At 43.5% G+C, this 22088-nt stretch carries 21 protein-coding genes; 7 read left to right on the plus strand and 14 right to left on the minus strand.

The window, feature by feature from the left end; all coding sequences use genetic code 11:
• Positions 1 to 39: 39 nt before the first annotated feature.
• From G4417_RS11340 to G4417_RS11360, 5 genes are all read right to left on the minus strand, one after another.
• A complete protein-coding gene (locus tag G4417_RS11340; RefSeq protein ID WP_173683520.1) occupies positions 40 to 1407 on the minus strand; it encodes a VWA-like domain-containing protein in 1368 nt (455 codons plus the stop codon).
• Between the two features lie 21 nt (positions 1408 to 1428).
• Complete coding sequence (locus G4417_RS11345; RefSeq protein WP_025578942.1) at positions 1429 to 2514, minus strand: leucine-rich repeat protein; 1086 nt, start codon at positions 2512 to 2514, stop codon at positions 1429 to 1431.
• Positions 2515 to 2610: 96 nt separating this feature from the next.
• A complete protein-coding gene (locus G4417_RS11350; protein WP_025578944.1) occupies positions 2611 to 3309 on the minus strand; it encodes a metallophosphoesterase in 699 nt (232 codons plus the stop codon).
• 31 nt (positions 3310 to 3340) lie between these two features.
• Positions 3341 to 3859, minus strand: coding sequence for a GNAT family N-acetyltransferase (locus tag G4417_RS11355; RefSeq protein ID WP_118614291.1), 519 nt, complete (start codon positions 3857 to 3859; stop codon positions 3341 to 3343).
• Positions 3860 to 3935: 76 nt separating this feature from the next.
• The gene (locus G4417_RS11360) at positions 3936 to 4172 is read right to left on the minus strand and encodes a hypothetical protein (RefSeq protein WP_020437247.1); all 237 of its coding nucleotides are present in this window, start codon (positions 4170 to 4172) and stop codon (positions 3936 to 3938) included.
• Positions 4173 to 4463: 291 nt separating this feature from the next.
• On the opposite strand from G4417_RS11360, the gene G4417_RS11365 reads away from it, so the two are divergent.
• Together G4417_RS11365 and G4417_RS11370 are read left to right on the plus strand one after the other, a co-directional pair.
• Complete coding sequence (locus tag G4417_RS11365) at positions 4464 to 5495, plus strand: 3-deoxy-7-phosphoheptulonate synthase (protein ID WP_008708081.1); 1032 nt, start codon at positions 4464 to 4466, stop codon at positions 5493 to 5495.
• On the plus strand, positions 5489 to 6238 hold the full coding sequence (locus G4417_RS11370) for a DUF5714 domain-containing protein (RefSeq protein ID WP_242832762.1): 750 nt from the start codon (positions 5489 to 5491) through the stop codon (positions 6236 to 6238). The genes G4417_RS11365 and G4417_RS11370 overlap by 7 nt, the downstream gene beginning before the upstream one ends.
• Positions 6239 to 6313: 75 nt before the next feature.
• Here the strand turns inward: G4417_RS11370 and G4417_RS11375 are convergent, their stop codons facing one another.
• From G4417_RS11375 to G4417_RS11410, 8 genes are all read right to left on the minus strand, one after another.
• A complete protein-coding gene (locus G4417_RS11375; RefSeq protein ID WP_330598287.1) occupies positions 6314 to 7510 on the minus strand; it encodes a DVU_1553 family AMP-dependent CoA ligase in 1197 nt (398 codons plus the stop codon).
• A complete protein-coding gene (gene trsS / locus G4417_RS11380) occupies positions 7507 to 8832 on the minus strand; it encodes a radical SAM (seleno)protein TrsS (RefSeq protein WP_019160626.1) in 1326 nt (441 codons plus the stop codon). The genes G4417_RS11375 and trsS overlap by 4 nt, the downstream gene beginning before the upstream one ends.
• Positions 8829 to 9260, minus strand: a complete 432-nt coding sequence (locus G4417_RS11385; protein WP_019160625.1) for a DVU_1555 family C-GCAxxG-C-C protein — start codon at positions 9258 to 9260, stop codon at positions 8829 to 8831. Before G4417_RS11385 ends, trsS begins: the two co-directional genes overlap by 4 nt.
• 3 nt (positions 9261 to 9263) lie before the next feature.
• A complete protein-coding gene (locus G4417_RS11390) occupies positions 9264 to 9797 on the minus strand; it encodes a class I SAM-dependent methyltransferase (RefSeq protein ID WP_019160624.1) in 534 nt (177 codons plus the stop codon).
• Positions 9798 to 10019 (minus strand): DVU_1557 family redox protein, encoded by a 222-nt coding sequence (locus G4417_RS11395; RefSeq protein ID WP_019160623.1) that lies wholly within the window; start codon positions 10017 to 10019, stop codon positions 9798 to 9800.
• Positions 10019 to 12313, minus strand: coding sequence for a pyridine nucleotide-disulfide oxidoreductase/dicluster-binding protein (locus tag G4417_RS11400; RefSeq protein WP_173683522.1), 2295 nt, complete (start codon positions 12311 to 12313; stop codon positions 10019 to 10021). The genes G4417_RS11395 and G4417_RS11400 overlap by 1 nt, the downstream gene beginning before the upstream one ends.
• An 83-nt stretch (positions 12314 to 12396) precedes the next feature.
• The gene (locus G4417_RS11405) at positions 12397 to 15159 is read right to left on the minus strand and encodes a molybdopterin-dependent aldehyde oxidoreductase (RefSeq protein ID WP_019160621.1); all 2763 of its coding nucleotides are present in this window, start codon (positions 15157 to 15159) and stop codon (positions 12397 to 12399) included.
• Positions 15160 to 15242: 83 nt separating this feature from the next.
• Positions 15243 to 15503, minus strand: coding sequence for a hypothetical protein (locus G4417_RS11410; protein WP_055199670.1), 261 nt, complete (start codon positions 15501 to 15503; stop codon positions 15243 to 15245).
• Positions 15504 to 15713: 210 nt separating this feature from the next.
• On the opposite strand from G4417_RS11410, the gene G4417_RS11415 reads away from it, so the two are divergent.
• The 4 genes from G4417_RS11415 to G4417_RS11430 all read left to right on the plus strand — a co-directional run bounded on the left by G4417_RS11415 (position 15714) and on the right by G4417_RS11430 (position 19657).
• Complete coding sequence (locus G4417_RS11415; protein WP_173683524.1) at positions 15714 to 16643, plus strand: NTP transferase domain-containing protein; 930 nt, start codon at positions 15714 to 15716, stop codon at positions 16641 to 16643.
• A complete protein-coding gene (locus tag G4417_RS11420; RefSeq protein ID WP_173683526.1) occupies positions 16636 to 17709 on the plus strand; it encodes a histidine phosphatase family protein in 1074 nt (357 codons plus the stop codon). Before G4417_RS11415 ends, G4417_RS11420 begins: the two co-directional genes overlap by 8 nt.
• A gap of 65 nt (positions 17710 to 17774) precedes the next feature.
• Positions 17775 to 18800 carry an XdhC family protein gene (locus G4417_RS11425; protein WP_019160617.1) on the plus strand — a complete coding sequence of 342 codons (1026 nt, stop codon included), beginning with the start codon at positions 17775 to 17777 and terminating at the stop codon, positions 18798 to 18800.
• On the plus strand, positions 18800 to 19657 hold the full coding sequence (locus G4417_RS11430) for a TylF/MycF/NovP-related O-methyltransferase (RefSeq protein WP_243872134.1): 858 nt from the start codon (positions 18800 to 18802) through the stop codon (positions 19655 to 19657). Before G4417_RS11425 ends, G4417_RS11430 begins: the two co-directional genes overlap by 1 nt.
• A 90-nt stretch (positions 19658 to 19747) precedes the next feature.
• Here the strand turns inward: G4417_RS11430 and G4417_RS11435 are convergent, their stop codons facing one another.
• Positions 19748 to 20872, minus strand: a complete 1125-nt coding sequence (locus G4417_RS11435; RefSeq protein WP_019160615.1) for an ABC transporter substrate-binding protein — start codon at positions 20870 to 20872, stop codon at positions 19748 to 19750.
• A gap of 169 nt (positions 20873 to 21041) precedes the next feature.
• Here G4417_RS11435 and G4417_RS11440 point away from each other — a divergent pair, with 169 nt between their 5' ends.
• Positions 21042 to 22085 (plus strand): FecCD family ABC transporter permease, encoded by a 1044-nt coding sequence (locus G4417_RS11440; protein ID WP_019160614.1) that lies wholly within the window; start codon positions 21042 to 21044, stop codon positions 22083 to 22085.
• Positions 22086 to 22088 lie beyond the last annotated feature (3 nt).

Here is a 22088-nt window from a genome sequence, read left to right on the forward strand (position 1 = left end):
GCGATTTGCAGCTCCCGCAATTATAATTTTCTCTCTTCATTACCTGTCTGGCTTCTCAAAATCATCCTCATCCAAAATCAGTTTCATGGCCCATACCGGCACATCCACATCTCTGTAATTATCCTGCATAAACACAAATGCAGTCTTATATGATGGCATTTTCTTCGGGTAAATTCCGAATCCGTCTGTAAAATAGATCATCCCTTTCAGGTTATGAAATTCATGCTGTTCCAACAGTTTATCCACCCATTCAAATGCAGGCCTGAAATCTGTTCCGCCATCTCCATACAATTCCAGATGTTCCATATAGTCTTTCATTTCTTTCTGAGAAGTAATCTTTTTATCTGTGTGGACTTTCTCATCACACTGAATGATGTGCACATTTATTTTTGTAAAAAAGCTCTCACTCTCACTAAGTACACCGTAGGTTTCCTCCAGAAACTTTCTCACCAGTTCTCCTGAACAGGACATGGAAGTATCGATGACGATCACAAATTCCTCTATCTTCTTAACTTCTTTGGATTCCAGTGGTTCTATCAGCGGCATGTTTCCATAGAGACGCAGACCATAGGTATAGAAATTGTAATCAAAACTGTCATCATCCACTGCCAGTTCTTCATGAAAAACTGCAAATTTCCGCAGGAATTCTCTGTAATCATACCTGCTTCTGTTCTCTGTTTTTATCTGCTCCAGGAAACCTCCGTCCCGCTCACCTGCCTCCTGGGAAAAGGTTTCCAGATCCGTCTCGATTCCATCATTGATCTCCCCCCATTTGCGGCTGAGCATGGGATTCGGTTTCTGATCCGGTTTCTTACTTTCCCAGTATCTGTGGTCATCTGTGCGAAATTCCTGTTCCAGATTTGTAAGATCCTTTTCGTTCAGATTCCATTCTGACAATATTTTATATACTCTCTGTGCGTTGAGGGTTTTTCCCTCTTTTTCAAGGAGACGGTAGGTTTCCCTTCGCAGAAGACTGCGTGAGAAACGGATACTCCGATAGTTCATCCCATCTATCATATGCTCCACTGCAATGTCACAACTCAGATCACGCATACGTTCCTGGATTGTGATTCCATCGTCTGCCCTCTTCTTACCTTCTGTACCGCTCCATGCAAAATGCCGGAAAATACAGTGGAATACCATATGCAGATACCCTCTGTTCACCAGAATCCTGTTCTCTCTATATAAGCCTCCCAGCATCTGCGGCTGGAAATACATCACTCTTCCATCCGTTCCAAATCCATGGACCTGACCATCCATCTGATAAGAAAAACTGCTCAGCGCCACATCCAAAAACCGCATTCCCAGATATAATTCATCCCGCGCAACCCTGAGAATACTGCTGCCGATTTCCTGCAAACGCTCTGCTCTTTCTGCTATTTCCTGTATTTTATCCTCTGGCTGCATTATTATTTTCCTCTATATCTATCACAGTTCAAACCTCTTTTTTCTTAGTATAGTTCTTCTATTCAAAGATTTTTCTGTAGTTTGTGATTGTTCATTTTTCCCCTGCTCTGTCCTGTCAGCTTCCTGACTATTTTGCAACTTATCCACATCTATACGTTCACTTCCTGCCGTATTATCCACCAGATTTGCTCTTTCATTCATCAAAAATGCGGATACTTCCGTTTCTTTTCTCTTAGATGCACAATCCAACGCAGAATCAATTCCCTCCAGTGTCCAGAGTTTTTGCGAGGATATCACTTCCAATCTGTGCATATCCTCCTGCTTTACCAGATATTCTGCAATATCTCCCAGATTCTTACGGATATATTCCCTGTAATTCTCCCTGGCTTTCCCGGTCAGTTCATAAGGAAACTCCAGTCTGCCAAATGACATATCAACCAGAACTTCCAGCTTATCCATGGCTACCGCCATTTCAAAAAGCCTGTCATATTCCTGATAATTCAGCTCCTTATCATAAAAACACTGCCTGTAATTACTGCCTGATCCATGATATTCCGTATACAAAATACGCGCCGGAGTGTTCTCAACCGCCTCATCATAATGCTCCGGAAATACAAGTCTGGCTTCTTCATACTCATAAAGAAAGTTTACATCTATCCTCTGCCACATCTCGCCCAGCATTTCCTTAACGCCTGACTTCTTTCCCTGTCTCATATGAACAGTCAGCTTCTCCAATGCATGGCAGCCTGTAAATGCACCACAGCCTATCTGCATCAGGCTGTCAGAAAACTCCAGCTTTTTCAGATTCCCGCAGCCATAAAAAATATATCGTCCAATCTCTTTTAAAGTGTAAGGAAAAACAATCTCCTCCACGTCATTTCCTGCCAGAACATGCTCTTCTCTGCCAAACCCAAGACCCTCTGACACTTCCCACAGGCTGGCATTTTTCAGTTCTTCTTTCTCATCCATATGACTGGAGAATGCATACGGTGCCGCACTAATTACCAATTTGTCATCTATCATTCCCGGAATCTCAACTCTGCTTTCTATTCCAAAACACCGCAGAATTTCAATCCCGCCAGATTTCTCTCTGTAGTAAATCTTCATTTTCTCATTTCTCCCCGAAGATATTTTCTCTCAAAGCACATAAAATCATCCCTGAAAAGTATAATACTTCCCAGGGATTTTTTCCAGACAATATAATTAGCGTAAAACCAACTCCGGTTTAAAATTCAGATAGTCTCCTGACACCAGCTTGTACTCTATTCCATCCACATAGCCTTTAAAGCTGTCATCATATCGCTTCTCTCCATGACAGTGAGAATAGATTACCTTCTCGGCGCCAAATTCCTGTGCCATCAGGGTAAACGGACTCTCCATCTCTCCAATACTTGTAGGCGGATAATGAAGAAACATGATAAACTTCTCATATCCTGCAGCCTTCGCCCCTTCAAAAGAGCAGCGCAGCCGCCCCAGCTCCCGCTCCCGGATCTTCAAGAAATGCTCATAGCTGTCTTTTCCTTCATAACAGTAGCCCTTGGTTCCCACCAGCGCATAATCCTCATATGTATAAAAATTATTCTGCAAAAATTCCAGCTTTCCCCAGAACATCTCATTCAGATCTTCTGTCTTCTTTGCATCCCAGAACATATCGTGATTTCCCCGAAGCAGAATCTTCCTGCCCGGCAGAGCCATAATAAAATCCAGATCCGCCTGACACTCTGCAAGATCTCTCCCCCAGGAATGATCTCCGGTAATCACTACTGTATCATTCTCTGTCACTCTCTTCTTCCAGTATTTCTCAATCTTAACTACATGATTCTTCCATCTTTTATCAAATACATCCATAGGTTTATTGACTGTAAACGAAAGATGAAAATCACCGATTGCGTATAGGCTCATTGTACACTCTCCTGTCTGTTCTGATTGTTAATTATTTTTCAATCTTGATGCTCATAGCATGCCAGGCTTCTCCGCCCCAGGTGGAATTTGCCTGGCCCAGATCTGTAAAGCCAAATTTCTCATACATCTTCACTTTTTCATCCAGACAGGTGAGGAAAAGTTTCTTTCGTCCTTTTTGAGCTTCCCTCTGGCAGTATCTGGATACCAGTTCACGGCCCAGGCCCTGCATACGATATTCCGGACGGACGTCCAGACCCAGAAGCATGATATTTTTGCCTTCAGGATTACTCAGAGAAATATCTGTGAAGAATTCATCTCTGAAAGCCTCCTCATCTGTAGGAACTCCATTAAGAAATGCAGCCAGCTTTCCGGTTTCCTTATCCTCAGCTACCAGAAATGTTTCTGCTGTTGCTTTTATTCTCTCTGTCAGACTTTTCGGAGAACATGCCTCATTTGGCGGGAAACAGATCTGCTCGATCTCTATCGCCTGCTGTGTCTCCTCCGGTCTGATACATCTGAATTCAAATCTATCCATATTGTTTGTACTCATTTTATTATCCTTCTCCTGTTATCTTGTTATTTCCTGCATATTCGGGATCTGCAAGTTTCCCATATAGTTGTTTTATCTACATCGGGCAGCTTCTCTTTGATTTCTCATCCAAATCTTCCCGTACGTAGTGTGCATTAAACTCCATGTTAATGTCGCGGATTTCCTTTGTACCATCAATATATTCCTGATACATCTCTGTCAGTCCCGCCATACAGCCATCACAGCTTGCAGAAATATTTCCAAAAGATTCTTCCACAATCTGTTTTCTTTCCTCTCTGGTTGTGTCCTTTATCAAAATACTCTTAATTTCCATAACCTTCACCCCGACTTTCTTTGGTATTCTTTTGATATTTCTTTCCTCATACCTTTTATTTGATTGTAACATCTGAAAGCATTTTTGTGAAGCTAAGAAACAGGCATAAAAAACGGTCTGATTACATTCTCTCAAAATATGTCAGTTTAAAGTGTTAAAGTACTGGAATTTTAGATAACACCATGTTATACTTGTAAAGGAAAATGTGCAGGCAGTCCGGTCAGGTATAAAGTATTCCTGAGTTCCGGCATTATCAAAGACCTGCATGTACTTATATGGAGGAAACAGATCATGTCTATGAAAATCAATCACGAGCTCCCTTTACCGGAGGTTCTGAAATCTCAGTACCCTCTCAGCCAGGAACTCAAAGAAGTAAAAAAACAGCGCGATGAAGAAATACGCCGTATCTTCACCGGTGAATCAGATAAATTTATCGTCCTTGTAGGACCTTGTTCCGCTGATAACGAAGATACAGTCTGCGAATATGTACGCAAACTGAAAACAGTGGCAGATAAAGTCTCTGACAAACTGATGATCATCCCGCGAGTTTATACAAATAAGCCCCGTACCACAGGTGACGGTTACAAAGGAATGCTTCATCAGCCAGACCCTGATAAGGCTCCTGACCTTCTTGCCGGAATTATTGCTATCCGCAAGATGCACATGAGAGTTATGCAGGAGACAGGACTCTCTTCTGCAGATGAGATGCTTTATCCTGAAAACCGCAGCTATCTGGATGATATTCTCTCCTATGAAGCTGTAGGTGCACGTTCTGTGGAGAACCAGCAGCATCGTCTCACTGCCAGTGGCATGGATATTCCTGTCGGTATGAAGAATCCTACCAGCGGTGATCTCTCTGTTATGCTGAATTCTGTCACTGCTGCACAGCATCCTCACCACTTCATCTACAGAGGAAATGATGTGGAAACTTCAGGAAATGATCTGGCACACACAATTCTCAGAGGTGGTGTAAACCAGTACGGACAGACTATTCCTAACTACCACTATGAAGATCTGATACATCTGTCTGCTTTGTATGCCAAAAAGGACCTTAAGAACCCTGCCATCATCATAGATGCCAACCACTCAAACTCCAACAAGCAATACAAGGAACAGATCCGTATTGTTTCAGAAGTACTTCACAGCCGTAACTATAATCCAGACCTCAGAAAGCTGGTTAAAGGTGTTATGATCGAAAGCTACCTTCTCGAAGGCCGCCAGGATATCAGTGATCATATGACTCCTGGCTGTTCCATCACAGATCCTTGCCTCGGATGGGAAGATACAGAACGGCTTATCTATGATATTGCTGAGAAATGCTGATTTTTATGGATAATACAAATAATTCCTGCTGTTGTGGAGAGACAGAACATTTTTCAGGCTGCCTGATCTGTGGAGCACCGGTCACATACAGCGTCGAAAGTTCTGTGAAAACCTGTAGCATCTGCCACAAAGAGCAGCTGACAAATGCTGTCTGTGAAAATGGCCATTTTGTCTGTGATGCCTGTCACAGCTATGGTACTTATATACCGGTGATCATAGCCCTCAGAAGCAGCACAGAGAAGGATCCCCTGCTGCTTCTGGAAGAGATCATGGACCTTCCTTCTGTCCACATGCATGGACCTGAACATCATGCCATTGTTCCCAGTGTTCTTCTGACTGCACTTCGCAATAATGGAGAGCGTATGAATTACGATACCGCATTATCTGAAATCTGTAAAAGAGCGAGGCAGGTTCCCGGTGGTACCTGCGGTTACTGGGGAGTGTGTGGTGCAGCAGCAGGTGCCGGAATCTTTATGTCTGTTATGACCGGATCCGGTCCCCTCCATAAGGATGCATGGCCCTTTCCTCAGAAGCTTGTCTCTGTTATTTTATCCAAACTGGCTGATGTTGGTGGTCCGCGCTGCTGTAAACGCACCAGCAGAATTGCTATTGAAGAAGCGATCAGGTTTTACAGGCAGTTCAGCTCTGTAAAGATTCCGCTGTCTTCTGTACTATGTAAATATTTTGAAGATAATAAAGAATGTATCAGAGAGGACTGTCCGTATTATCCTGTGAACAAATAACTATTCATAAAATAAAAAACAGAACGAAATCCGACTGATAGTCAATGGGTTTCGTTCTGTTTTCTAATAGTTTCTCTATAAAATAATACGTTTCGCAGGATACAATGCCCTATCGCTCCATTCTGCTTTTCTGCAGTCCAAAGAAATAATATTCTTCTCTGTGCAGACATTTCTGATCAGTTCTTCTCCGTTATCTGATATAAAAAGTGCTGTGATTTCTTTTTTCCCTCCAACACTCCTTACACAGTAATCTACCAGTTCCGGAAACTGAAACAGTAATTCATCCATTTCTCTCATACTTTTGGACTGGTCGATGCGCCTTACAAAATCCAGACGCCTTACCTCACTTCCGCAGATACATTTTCCGGGGATGATACGTGTATGATCGCCGGTTCTGTATCTGATCAGAGGCTGTGCCTCCATCCCAATGGTTGTGATCACCAGTTCTCCCCATTGACCGTCAGGCAGAACATTTCCCTCTTTATCTATGATCTCTATGATACAGTGATTCTCTCGCATGTGCATGCCCTCATGAGCCTGACAGCAGATCGCGCCCCCAAGTCCCATCTCTCTGGAACCATAATGAGGCCAGAGTGGTGTTCCCAGAATTTTTTCTATTTCTTTCATTACTGTTTCCGGACAGGCATCCCCTGATATCAGTGCTCTCTTTATACTTCCTTTTCCACACATTCTGAGCATGGAAAGCAGTGCTGTCGGCATACCTACATAAGTGTCCGGCTGTTCCTCTTCCAGAATTGTTTTTAACTCACCATAGGTTTTACTGTTCCCGGTTAAAAGGGGATGTGCGCCTATACGTCTGATTGCTTCAGCGATCAGCTCTCCCAATCCAAAAGGACCGGAAAACGGCATGGCAACCATAGTCCTGCTTCCCGGATAAATAAACTCACCAAGTCCGGCCATAAAAAGTTCTATGGTATGTTCACAATCTCCTTCTGTATAAAATACACGTTTACCTGCACCGGTTGTTCCGCTTGTCTGTTCTGAAATGATCCTCTGTATTTCTCCCTGAGAGCACAGTAACATCCTGCCCCCTTTCTGAGCAAGGTCGGATTCCGTTGTAAAGGGAAAGTTTTTCAGATCAGCAAGGCTTTCCAGCCTTTCCGGCAGATCCCTGTAAAATCCCTGCCTTTCTTTTTCTCTTTTCAGAACAGCATTCAGTTTATCCAGCTGTATTTTGTTTATTGTTTCCCTTGTAATATCTGTAATTTCTTCCTGCTTACAGATCATTGCATCTATATTGGATCGTTTCACTTTCTGTATAAATAGGTTCCTTTCAGATTAGTCAGATTATATGCACAGAACGGCACCATTCCATAATCAGAATCCACTTCACAGATATAACAGCGTTTCAGACGGTCAAGATCCAGATTCCAGGCATCCTGAAAGATCATGCCTGATACTGCAAAGGTTTCATTATGTATCCGGATCAGAAACTCATCCAGCGCATCTGTCTGTGTCATTTCTCCTTCATCATAGTTTTTTGTACTGTAGCTCCACTGATTTTCCACATACTGTCTGGAATCATCACTGGTAGTACAGCAGCATCCTTTTCCTGATTTTTTTTCAAGAAGCTTCAGTTCCCGCTCCCCTTTTCTCAGATAACTTGCATGGAAGGAGCAGTAGGGATTCTCTGCTCCGCCGCCTGCAAAATCCTCAATTTTCATCAGTCCCTCTGTCTGTTCTTCCATAAGTCTCAGCATCTTTGGTATGGTGATGGGATTTGTGGGACGCTTCTGGGAACATCTGCCAAAATAACTGATAGGCTGAAAATGTACGCCACGGACAAAGGGCATATGATCCAGACCAAATTTCAGGATATCCCCTACCTGCATATCATTTACTCCCGGCGCTATGACCGGCACAAGAGCAATACCAAGCTCCGCTTCTGAGCAGTTTAAGACCGCCTTTTTCTTCAGTTCCATCATAGCCTGTCCACGTAAAGTCTCATAAACCTGATCTGTCACACCGTCAAACTGAAGAAATACTGTATTCAGTCCTGCTTTTTTCAGCTTTCTGGCATATCCATCTTCCCTGGCAAGCCGGATCCCATTGGTATTTAACTGAAAAAATGTAAATCCTTTTTCTCTTCCCATATGTATGATCTCAGGCAGATCATCTCTCATGGTTGGTTCTCCTCCTGAGAGCTGTATATTAAAGGGACCTCCATGAGCCATAAGAAAATCATACTGTTTTTCTATTTCACAGATAGGAAGATCTCTGTTTTCCCCGCCTTCTCCTGCTGAAGCAAAGCAGACAGGGCAGTGCATATTACAGCGTTTTGTGACTTCCAGGATCATACAGCACCCTTTTCTTTCATGTTCCTCACAGAGTCCGCAATTATCCGGACAGGATTTTTCTTTAACCTTCGGATTTACAGGAGTTTCTGCTGAGAGATTTTCTCTTCCCCAGGAAAGATAATCTGTTACATTTCCCTCCCAGATCAGAGTCTGAAATTTCCCATGAGCATTACATTCCTTTACCAGATAAATCCCGTCTTCACCAATACACTTTTTGGCAGGAACTACCTTCATACATTCCGGACAGACACTTTTTGTTTTGCCGATGGTGATCAAAGCTCCAGTACCTCCCGTTCTGTCAGTATTTCCATAACTTTTGTATAAGTATCTGCAATAAGTCCGGGACATTTCTCCATAATTATGCCCCAGTCCAGATGAGTGATATCCTTACAGTAAAAAGCTCCAAATTCTTCCTCTGTCTTTTGGCGGAACCACTGATATAATTCCTGTACAGCCGGCTTCATCTGTGCATCTTCCTTCTCTTCAGGAGCCAGATTGCCGAGAAAATATCCGATGGCACAGGCACTTCCTGTCAGACATCCACAGGTATCTCCACAGTAACCAATTCCTCCCCCAAGGCCTCCCATTGCCTTTACAAGCTGTGGATTTTCCTCTCCTATGGTTTCCAGAGTCATAATCATAATAATTTGTGAACAATGATATCCCCTGCTTCCTAATTCCATTATTCTTTCGTAAAGATCCATACATTACTCCTTTCTGCCAACCACCATGGTATAGCCTATTTTTCTGCCTTTGTATTCATTCTGTAAAAGCTTATGATCCTCGCAGCAGAATGAATCATTCCAGATTGCTTCCAGATAATATTCTCTCCAGAGAGCAGTCTGGTCCTCCTGACAGAGAATCATAAACCCTGTTTCTTTCACAATTTCCAAAAGATTGCCCGGATCCAGATCTGACAGTAAAAGAAATCCTCCCTTTTTCAGTACACGCCAGCATTCAGAAACTGCCTTTTTCTGATCTCTGCTGACAAAAAATGCACACTGGCTGATACAGAGATCCATACTGTCTGCTGCATACTGAAGGTCCAGAAAATCTCCCCTCTGCACCTCACTGCTTCGCGGAGCAAGATCCACCCCCTGCACATTCAGGCCAAATGCTTTCATGATCCGCACTGTCTCTCCCTCTCCTGCTCCCAGATCCAGAGCTTTCATTCCTTTTTTCAGTTCTATGCTTTTCAGAAGATGAAGTGTCTGCTCTTCCCCTCCGGGATGTCTGTTCATCTATTTATCCTCCAGTGCACGTTCCACTGCCAGAACCTTTCCAAGAGCCAGCTCCTCCGGAACATAGACAAAGCCACATTTGGGACAGACCGGCATCTCAACAGGAAAACCGTTCTCCAGATACATAAATTTTGCTTTTCCTTTTACAAGAGGAACCTTGCATTTCATGCAGGTCAGCTTTCCCTCAGGATCAATGGTATAATATGTTCTCTCTGCTGCCATTACTGTCCCACCCTTTTCATAATATTCATTCTGTGACTGTATGCTCTGCGTACCAGATACCCTTCTTCAGTTTCCACAAATCGCACCCAGAATGTCACATTTCCAAGTCTGCTCCTTGTCACCAGTTCTTTTGTCTCTTCATCAAAAATCGCTTCCTGGTTTTCTCTGTAATCTGATAATACACGCTCCACATCACTTTTCAGTATCATACGTTCATCCATCATACTGATGGCATCTTCTGTATATGCAACGGTATAATCTTTTTTCTCCATCATCAGTTCCTCATTCCATATATTTTTTAAAAGCTTCTCTTTTAGCACAAGCCGGTTGTAGCGTTTTTCACTGATATCCGGCATATTGACGGCATTTGTGCCATACAGAAGTTCAAGGATATGTCTGGATTCCCTGCCTTCCCTGACAAATCGGTCCCTGCATGCCATGCAGTACGTTATATATGGGGCATCGGATCGTTCCAGACACTTTTCTGTCATTTTATCTGCCATCTCTTTATTAGCGTAGGAAGTCAGTCCGCCGTATCCGCAACAGGGAGACAGATCTCTGGAATATTCTGTGTTTACAACAGTGCACCCCATATCTGCAAGAAGCTCTCTTATTATGTCCTGTGTCTGCGCATCACCCCTGGCTCCGCAGGCATCATGTATTGCAACAGGTATCTCCAGCCCTTTTGCCTGTGCGGGAAGTCCGATTTCCTTTAAGATCTCCCAGATTCCTGTGACTCTGACACCAAGACTCTCTTTTAACTGTTTCATACAGCTTGGACAGCCTGCTATGATCATAGGATCTCCCAGCTTTGCAAGCTCCTGCTTCAACTGTTCATTTACCTTTTCTGTCATTTCATAGCGTCCTGCCCATTCACTGATAGCACCACAACATCCCAGCATCAGAGCAACACCGCCCTCTGTCCTCCTGCAAAGATCCTCATATGCCTCTGTGACAACATCCGGCGCTATAGCTCCTGCCTGACATCCCGGGAAAAATACATATCTGCAGGTTTCATATCCCGGCTGAGGTCTGCATAAGAAAGCCTCCGAATTGGAGAACAGCATATCCATCAGTGCAAATTCATGAGGTGCCAAAGGCATCTTGTCTGTAGATACCATATTTTCTCTTGCAGACTTGCAGACCTGGCTCATATCAAACCCATTTGGGCAGATTACAGTACACTGTCCGCAGAGTGAACAGGAATTCATCGGTTTATTCATCTGGTGATCTCCCATAATGATCTGGGTATTATTATAGATTTCACGTGCAAGAAGACCAGGATACTTTTTATATTCACTTAAATAGACACAGCTTTTCATACACTCATCACAGTGACACTGAATGCATCGCTTTGCTTCCTCCATAGCTTCTTCTTTTGAATATCCATCTATGCTGCAGGGAATCTTTTTAGAGCCTTTCATCCCTTCCATATTTGTATAGAGCCTGGTGGTAACTGCCCCTTCACTGCCTCTGTTACTGTGGGGTGAAAGGTTCTGCACAAGGAGATCTACAGTCAGGGCAGCTCTTTTTGCAGCAAAAGCCGCATCCATCACAGACTGGGCCGGACCGCTGACGATCCCTGCCTGTTCTCTCAGCATGATCTCTGCGTCTGCTGCTTCCTCAGGAGCCAGCTTTTTGGCCACCTCCTCTGAAGCACAGACCACATCTGCCTCCTTCATTTTCTCTCTGATAAACGGAAGGTCAAGACTGCATCCGAATTCAAAGGAAAGATCCATGGAACTGAGACGTTTTGCTTCATTTCTACAATCTGATTCCGAAAGCTCCGGTGCTGCTGCTGCAATATAGGCTTCATGATCTTTCTCCTGACAGTAAATGGTTGCAGGATACATCTTCTTTTCCAGTTCCCCTGCAAGAAACAGCGGGAATAATCCTGAGCCAAAAATCACAGCCTTTTTTTTCTTTCTGATACGAAATACACTGCTCCGTTTTCCAGGTTCCCCATATCGGACAATGGCACGCTCTACTTCACGTATGGATATGCCATCACCCAGCTCACAAAGCCTGCATTTCTCCTCACAGGGTGCAGTACAGCCGCTACAGAGGATCATGGGAAATGGTGTGATCTTCTCATAGATCCCCAGAGCTTTCTTAAAATTTCCTTTTGCAGCATAAAACAGCATTTCTTTTGTATCTGCTTTGAAAGGACAGGCTGCAACACAGTACGCCGGCTGTTCATGAACACAGAGGCTGATCATATGATCCATCTCTTCCTTTGACATTCGATTTACGTGATAAACATGAGTGGAACCTCTCTCCTGTATATATGTCATAACCCGATACTCCTTTCATTTCCAAAGGGGAGACAGTCTCCCGTCTCCCCTTATTATATCATATGATAAAATTATACTGAGAATTATTTCTCAAGTTCCTTTAATGCTGCAAGAACCTTTTCCGGGCGGGCAGGAACACGTGTGATACGTGCGCCTGTAGCATTGTAGATTGCATTCAGGATTGCAGGATGAGGAGCATCCAGCGGAGCCTCACCACAGCCGGCAGCACCGTAAGGACCGCTTGGGCGATATGTTTCATTGAAATGAAGTTCAATATCATCCGGTGCATCATTTGGATACGGAATACCACAGTTCTTCAGAGAAGTATCATGGTTCAGATCCTCGAAATCTTCTGTAAGAGCAAGACCGATGCCCTGTACAAGACCGCCGTAGAAGTTGCCTTCTACAAGAAGTCTGTTCATGATCGTACCTACGTCAGCCACACAGGTGAATTTTTCAACTTTAACTTTACCTGTTTCTGTATTAACAGCAACTTCCGGAAGGAAGATCGTGTACATGTAGGTTGCAAACGGATCACCCTGTGCTGTATCCTGATCGATCGGATGATCTGCACAGAAGGTTGTCACCCAGTTACCTTCATATTTTGTTGCAAGACCTTCAGCCACCATCTCATCATAAGTACGGAAGGTTCCGTCTTCTTTCTTCATAGCTGCCACAAGGTTTTCTGCTGCCAGACGACATGCATTACCTGACATAACCTGTGAACGTGATCCACCTGCAGGACCTGCATTAGGACATGTCTTGGTGTCATTCATAACAAGTTTGATCTGTTCCGGTCTGATTCCTGCCTGACGAAGTGTTTCATGAGATGATACAAGAACACCCATATCAGCGCCCTGTCCATGGTCTTCCCATGCAGCATACATTGTAACTGTTCCATCCGGATTCAGCTCTGCAAATGCGTTTGATGTATCAACACCGTCAAGGCCACAGCCATATACACCGAGAGATACACCGATGCCATATTTGATCTTACCATCAGAAGCTGCATTCTTTTCAGCCACACGTTTCTTAGCTGCCTCATACAGTGGACGTGCTGTCTTGAACAGATCTTCTTCACAGTATACTTCAGGCGGATAACCTGTAGGGATCGTACTACCTTCGGATTCTTTGTAACAGTTCATTTCACGGATATCGAACGGGTCGATTCCCATCTTTGCTGCCAGAACATCTATCGCAATCTCAGATCCCATGTAAGACTGCGGAGAACCGTAAGCACGGAATGCGGAACCCCATGCGTGGTTTGTAAATACTGTTGTAGATTTATTGCGGATAGAATTGATTCCGTAGCCCGCACCTGTAAACTGAGAAAGTCTCATTGTAAGCAGGTCACCGAATTCTGAGTATGGACCATGATCCACATAGTTATTGCCCCAGAGTGCAAGAAGCTTACCGTTTTCATCTGCTGCAAGCTTGATATTCATAAATGCAGGAGATCTCTTTCCTGTATATGTAATATTCTGGAACTGATTAAATACCAGAGATACTGGACGTTCAAGAATCTTAACAGCAGCGCCGATCAAAGCCTCATTTGTAGGAGAGAACTTGTAACCAAAGGTTCCTCCTGCATGGTTCTGAACAATTCGTAAGTTCTCCATTGGCACGCCGATACCATCAGCGATCATAGGCATATGCAGATGGATACCAATGGATTTGGAATGAACAGTTATCATACCGTCTTCGTCAATATAACCATAACCGCAGTCCGGCTCAAGATGAAGATGAGGCTGACGTGAACAGTAAGATTCTATCTCAACCTGCTGTGAATCCGGAATGCTGTCCCAGTCAAAATCAGGACCCTTGATACAGTTTGTCTCAAAGAATGCGTTCGGAGTACCGGGATGGATCTCCGCTGCATCCGGTGCGATGGCATCCATTGCATTCATGTATGCAGGAAGCTCTTCAATCTCAACTTTAACTGCTTCTGCTGCTGCACGTGCATGCTCTTCTGTATCAGCAGCTACGATGGCAATCGCATCACCAAACTGGAAGATTTTTTCATCGCAGAGTACAGGACGTTCAAAACCGTCTGTTTTGTTGTGTTTTGGAAGCATTACAAGACCATTGATCTTATTGGTTCCGCCTGCTGCCTTAATATCTTTTGCTGTGATAACACGGACAACACCAGGCATGCTCTCTGCTTCTGTTGTGTCAATGCTGAGGATATTTGCATGAGAAACCTTTGCCTGTGTAAGAGCAAGACGAAGTGTTCCTGATGGCATCTTTAACGCATCATCTGCGCCGAAGTCCCAGGTACCTGTTACCTTCTGTGCTGCTGAAGGACGGATATAGTTTGTTCCAACAATAGAATCACCTGTCTGTTTGAACACAAGATCTTCCTTTGTCATCTCACCGCGCATAACTGCTGCTGCAGCCATAGTAGCATCGATCAGCGGCTTGTAACCTGTACAACGGCAGAGATTACGCTGTTTGTTAAACCAGTCTCTTACCTCTTCACGGGTAGGGCTTGGATTATTATCCAGAAGCACTTTTGCGGAAATAATAAAGCCCGGTGAACAGAAACCGCACTGTGCACATCCATATGCCATCCACGCAACCTGAATCGGGTGCATATCAGAAATTGTTCCCACACCTTCAATAGTTGTGATCTCTGCATGATCGGGAACACGGCTCATCTTGTAGATACAGGATCTTGTAACTTTTCCGTTCATAATAACATTACAGGCTCCACAATGCCCTTCACCGCAGCCGATCTTACATCCTGTAAGAAGAAGGTGATTACGGAGTACCTGCGCCAGTGTCTCATCCTTATCAAGAATAAGTATTCTCTCAACACCATTAATCTTCAATGTCTTTTTAATCATGTTCCATACCTCCTTTAAAAACACGCATTCCGTAACTGTTAGCGCCTTCACAATGACTGCTGAATAGTTACGTTATTTTAATATTACCGATCTTCAGGCTTATGCACTCCACACGGATCATGATCAGCCCCTTTGCCTGTCAGATCTTTCAGTCTCTCTATTCCTCTGGCAGAATAGAAAACAATGGAAGAGCTACTCCCGTCCAGATTCTCACCGCTGAGTTTTAAAACATTTGCATTCTCATAATAATCGATGGGAAGCGTCCGGCTGTATACAACCCCTGTACGCTCATCTTTTACCTGTACAGTAACTTCTTTTGCGGTAATCTCAAAAATCTTATCCATAAAAAAGTTCTCCTGTCCACGTTATTTTATATATCCATATTACCATATTTTTGCACAATTATACAAATTGCAAATAATTAATAGTTGGCTATTTTATATATTCCAGACAATTTTATTTTGTTTTATTTAAAATTTTAACTATTTTTATTCTTTTATATGTTATAATAATATCAAATTTGTATAATATCATTGAAAGAAGGAGGTATCTGAATGCAGACAGGCGCCCTCATCGTGGCTGCGGGGAAATCATCACGAATGGGAGACTTTAAACCCATGCTTCAGCTTGGCTCCATTTCCATCGCACAGCGCGTGATCAATAATTTCCGGCAGGCCGGAATCTCCAAAGTAGTAGTGGTAACCGGATATCATGCAGATGTTCTGGAATGCCACCTGGCTTCCAATAATGTAGTCTTTCTTCGAAATGAGAACTATGCAAACACTCATATGTTTGATTCTGTCAGGATCGGACTTGAGTATCTGAAAGACAAAGTGGATACGGTACTCTTTACACCTGTTGATGTTCCGCTGTTCACAGCCCAGACAGTCACGCAAATGCTCTCTCTGGGGCGTCCCCTTGTAACTCCGGTCTGTAATGGCAATCCCGGTCATCCCATTCTGATTCGTTCCACACTGATTGATTCCATTCTAAGTGATGACGGAAAATCAGGACTTAAAGGTGCTGTGGATAATTGCGGGGAACCCATGTATTATCTTAATGTAGAGGATCCCGGTATTATTCATGATGCTGATACACCAGAGGATTACGATGAACTCCTCCGCATACACAACCAGAGCCTGATCCGTTCTGAAATCCATATTCAGCTAGCCCGGGAAAAAGTTTTTTTTGATGAAAAGCTCTATTCGCTGCTTACACTGATCCATGAAACAGGATCTGTCCGTGATGCCTGTGAGCGCATGCACATTTCCTATTCTACCAGCTGGAACCTGATCCATACCCTGGAATCACAGCTTCATGAACCTCTGATCATCAGAAGCCAGGGCGGTACAAGGGGAAGCCATAGCGAACTGACACCATACGGCGAAGAATTTCTGAAACGATATGCCCGTTTTTCAGAAGAAACACGTTCCTGTTCAAAAAAAATATTTGAAGAATGTTTCGGAGGATTTTTTAATGCGTAGCCTTTATCTGGTCCGGCATGGAAAACCACAGTATCCGGATGAACATTCTTACTGTGTGGGACAGACAGATTTCTCTCTATCCATGCTTGGACACTTGCAGGCAGTCCTTCTTAATGAAGAATTGTCTGATAAAATATCAAGGATATACTGCAGTCCTTTGTTAAGAGCTGTTGAGACAGCAGGCCATATGGCACCTGAGCTTCCACATATAATTGTTTCTGATCTGTCAGAACGAAATCTGGGAGAATGGGATGGCCTTTCTTTTGATAAAATACGCCAGAGATGGCCGGACATTTATAAAGCCCGTGAAAATAACCCTGATCATCCGATCCCGGGAGCAGAAACTCCTACTGCATCTGGTTTTCGCTTTTCGCAGGCAGTTCATAAGATTCTTTGCGCTTCTGAAGGTGATATTGCAGTGGTAGCTCATACAGATGTAATCTCTTCTTATATATATGCATTACATTCCGGTATGTACAGCAGGCAGCGGTTTCGTCTTCCCTGTGGCTCTTACTATCATCTGGAAGTGAATGAAAGAAATAATATTTCTTTCTCTGATCCCAGTTATATACTGCCTCATCCTGAATTAAATGACGGGCTATGCTTCAGGCTTCGCAATGCGGTTTCTCTGCCCCGTCATGTACAAGCTCACAGTGATGCTGTTACTGAACTTGCCTGTTGTTTATGCAATATGTTGGAATCCAATGGTTATATCTTTGATCAGAAGCTTGTTCGCTCCGGTGCACTTCTGCATGATATTGCCAGACTTCAGAGGCATCACACCAAAACAGGCGGTGAACTTTTCTTACAGTTAGGTTATCCTGAGATCAGCCAGATTATTTCACAGCACCATGGTCTGCTGGAAACCAAGCTGGATGAAGCAGCTATTGTATTTCTGGCTGATAAACTGATTCAGGAAACACAACGTGTAACCATAGAAAAAAGATTTACCGACAGCATGAGTAAATGCAAAAGTCCGGAAGCTTGCAAAGCTCATGAGCAGCAGTTAGAACAAGCCCGCAAACTGCAGGACATGATACAGTCACTCTGCCATATCACGCTTTAGTCCAGACAGACATACACAACCGAAGCAGAAAAATCACTTAATTTAGTTAGGAGGTATTTTATTATATGAGAATATTATTTCAGACAATAAAACAACAATTCCTGGAGGGAAACGATCTTGTACTTGTTTCCGTCACAGCATCCTCAGGGTCTACGCCAAGAGGTGCCGGTTCCCGCATGCTGGTCGGAAAAAACGGCAGAATTTCCGGAACCATCGGAGGTGGAGCTGTAGAATATCGTGCTGAATGTATGGCATTGGATATTCTTGAAAAAAAGGAATCCTGCCAGCATGAATTCCGGCTGAATCATAAAGATGTTGAAAATATTGGCATGATCTGTGGTGGTGATGTTACGGCCTTTTTCCAGTATCTTAATCATAACGATCCGATTATTATGGAAATCACAGAAACTGCGGAAAAATTCTATGAAGAGCGAAAAGATTTCTGGCTGATCTGCGATCTTCTCACCACCTCCGGTGTGAGCCTCTACAGTCCTGCATGCGGTCTCATCGGAACTGCCAATGTTCCTTCTTCTGTATTATCATCTTTATCTGCAAAGCCACACCGATATCACAGTGAAGATTATGATCTGTTTTCTGAACAGATTGGAACCTCAGAAACTGTCTATGTATTCGGCGGCGGACATGTCTCACAAAAGCTTGTCCCAATCCTTGCAAGCGTTGATTTTCGCTGTGTTGTCCTGGATGACCGGCCGGAATTTACAGATCCTGCTCTTTTCCCGGGAGCAGTTGAAACAATACTTTGTGATTTCAACCATCTAAAGCAGTATGTTTCTATCACAGCTGCTGATTATTGCTGCGTCATGACACGCGGACATTCCTATGATACCATTGTACAGGCACAGCTTCTCGCTACACCTGCATGCTATATAGGCGTCATTGGAAGCCGCGCAAAAAAAGCTGCTGTATTTCGCCGTCTGATTGAAGAATACAACATTAATGAACAAGATTTAAACCGTATCATCTCACCTATAGGACTGGAGATCAAAGCAGAAACACCGGCTGAAATCGCCATTTCCATCACAGGACAGATGATCCAGGTTCGTGCTGACAGAAAGGCTACATCAAAATGATGGCAAAATCAGTATATAAAGCTGTAATATTTGGTGCCGGACAAATTGGACAAATGACAGCAAGACTTCTCAACAGTCCCTGTCAGCTCCTGTGCTTTGCTGATAATGACCCCCATAAACACGGATCCTATATTGGGAATATTCCAGTCTGTTCTCCGGATGCTGCAATAGCACTTCTCCCGGATCTGGTCATCCTGGGAGTTCTGGATGAAGAACGGCGTAATTCTATGATAAAACAGATGGAAAACCTGGGTTATCACGGACCTTTTCGTGATCCCTCCGTCCTTCGCATGTTTGACGCACGGGTTGCTGTTATGCGTCTTTTATCTGAGCAGATCTATCAATTGGATATTCCGGGAAATGTTGCAGAACTGGGTGTTTTCCGAGGTGAATTTTCTTCCCTGATCAGTGCAGCCTTTCCAGACCGAAAAATCCATCTTTTTGATACTTTTGAGGGCTTTTCAGAAAAGGATATCACAATAGAAGCCTCCGGTAATCTGTCCCGCGCCAAAACAGGTGATTTTTCTTCTACTGATATTGACTCTGTTCTTCATGTTATGCCAGATCCTACACGTACTGTGATCCACAAAGGATGGTTTCCAGATACCTTTTCCGATGTTAGAGATGAAACTTTTTGTTTTGTATCTCTGGACGCGGATCTCTATGCTCCAACTGCTGCTGCACTTCCTCTGTTCTATGAACGCCTGGCCACCGGAGGAGTTCTCTTGGTTCACGATGTGTACAGTACACAGTTTTCCGGATGCCGAAAAGCGGTTGGGGAATTCTGTCTGAAAAACCATCTGTTTGCAGATCCTGTATGCGATCTGCATGGAAGCGCAATAATCCGAAAATTATAAAAAGAAACGCCGGAACCGGTATTTACCGGAACCAGCGTTTCTTTTTTATTTATTTATTGTATAGCCCTTTTCCACGTCCATGTCTAACCTTTATAAAGTTCCTTTCAGAACATTTTCCAATTGTTCATCGGACAGATCAACATGATAAAAAAGATCGAAAAATTTATGTATTTCTTCATTGATATCACATTTAATATATTCCGGATAAATCAATGCTGAGAACCATCGCATACCGATCAGACGATTTGGTCCTGCCGGACGATCCACCCAGCTAAACGGTGCATTCGGAGTTCCATAAACCTTTTGGTCCTGTACTGCTTTTAATGAAGCATAATCAGGATTGCTCAGGATATCTTCTGCTGCAGAACTTCCGCTTTTATCTGCCTTTGGTTCACCATTTACAACAATCACATCCGGATCCCATGCAAGAAGCTGTTCTGCTGAAATCTGAACACGAGATCCATCTCCCAATTCCAGATCTGCAACATTGACTGCATTGATGGCATCAAGAATCTGTGCATGCTGGGATCCCCTGGGTGCAGTTTCCAGTGAATCCTCTCCATTACCGAAGTATACACTGACTTTCTTTTCTTCTGGAATATCTGAAAGCGCATTAATATCAGTAAATACCTGCTCCGCATACTGGGCAAGCTCTTCTGCATGATCTTCTACACCAAGAAGTTCGCCCATAAAACGAAAAGCTTCCGCAGAATTATTAAGCTCGTTGTCTACTGCAACAACCGGAATTCCAAGGCTTTCTGATAACGCATCGCAATCAGAAACCATTGCATCATTAATCTTTCCACTATTAATAGCAATTGTAGGATTGGCAGCAATTACTGCTTCATAATTGACAGCATCACCCATTCCAAAATTAGGGAGATCCTGATATTTGTCCAGAATAATAGATTTCTCAACATCATTCAGTTCATAATTCCACCCAAGAAGCTTATCCGGTGCAACCATATACAGAAAAATTGCAGCTACCGGACCCGCTGAAAAAACAGATTCAATATTTTCTGCTGTTGGGACAGTTACTTTTCTTCCTGCCATGTCTGTGATCTCACGGGTTTCAGCAGTTTTCTGCGTGGCATCCTGCTCCGCACTCTGCGTCGGCTCTTCAGTAGCAGCTTTCGTCTCAGAATATCCTGTTAAAAGACTGACTGACATCACCAGACATATAAACAGAGCCCAAAGTTGTCTGTGCTTTTTCATAAACTCTCTCCTTTCTTTTCTCCGCATTACTCATAATTGACGCTTATTGAAATTGACTATACAATTTTTAAGTATTATAATGTATATACGAATAGTTTTTAAAAACAATTCGGTTTTTCTGAGTATAACACCGTAAATTTGATTAGTCAAGTTACAAGGATGAAGGATTATGAATCTGACAGCTAATGAAAAAAATGCCGCCACTGCCCGACAAAGACGATATGTTCTGCTGTTGGCGGTTATGCTGGTACTTTTGTTTATCATTATAGTACTCTCATTCTGGGTGGGATATTATCCGCTTACACCAGTGCAGGTACTAAATGCATTTTTATCAAAATTTGGTTTTAAAGGAGATATTTTACCCCAGGCAGTTACCATATTCTGGAATATCCGTCTGCCCCGTATTCTGTCTGCTTTATTTATTGGTGCTTCCCTCTCGGTAGCAGGTGCAACCTATCAGGGAATGTTTCGCAATCCACTGGTATCTCCGGATATCCTTGGAGTTTCTTCCGGCGCAAGTCTCGGAGCTGCTTTTGCAATTTTAAACGGAGCTTCCAACTGGATGATTCAGCTTTCTGCTTTTGCAGGTGGTGTGGCCGCAGTAGCCACATCCTATCTTATCAGCCGAAAATCCGCACATTCCCAGACTCTCAGTCTTGTTCTGACCGGAACTATGATCATGTCACTCTGCAATGCCGGTGTCACAATGATCAAATATGTCGCAGACCCCAATGATGTTCTCCAGCAAATTACTTTCTGGCTTATGGGCAGCTTAACCAAAACCACAACCAAATCCTTTTGCTGGAGTGTTCTTCCAATGATCATTGGATTAAGTCTGATTTTTATTTTTCGATGGCAGATCAATCTGCTGACTTTGGATGAAGAAGAAGCCAAAAGTTTAGGAATCAATGTGCGTAAATATCGTCTGATTTTTATAGTCGCTTCCACATTACTCAGCGCCGCTGCAGTCTGTCTTGGAGGATTGATCGGATGGGTCGGGCTGATGATCCCCCATCTGGCACGTGCACTGGTTGGCGTTGATTACAGAAGGCTGATACCTGCAAGTGCGATCCTTGGCGGCGGATACCTGATACTTGTTGATGATATTTCCCGTTCCCTTTTGTCCATGGAACTTCCACTTGGCGTTGTCACAAGTATCATGGGCGCCCCCTTCTTTATCTATCTTATCATCAAACGAAAGGAGCGCGCGTAATTA

The organism is Blautia wexlerae, from assembly GCF_013300825.1.
In the GTDB taxonomy this organism is placed as follows: Bacteria; Bacillota; Clostridia; order Lachnospirales; family Lachnospiraceae; genus Blautia_A; species Blautia_A wexlerae_B.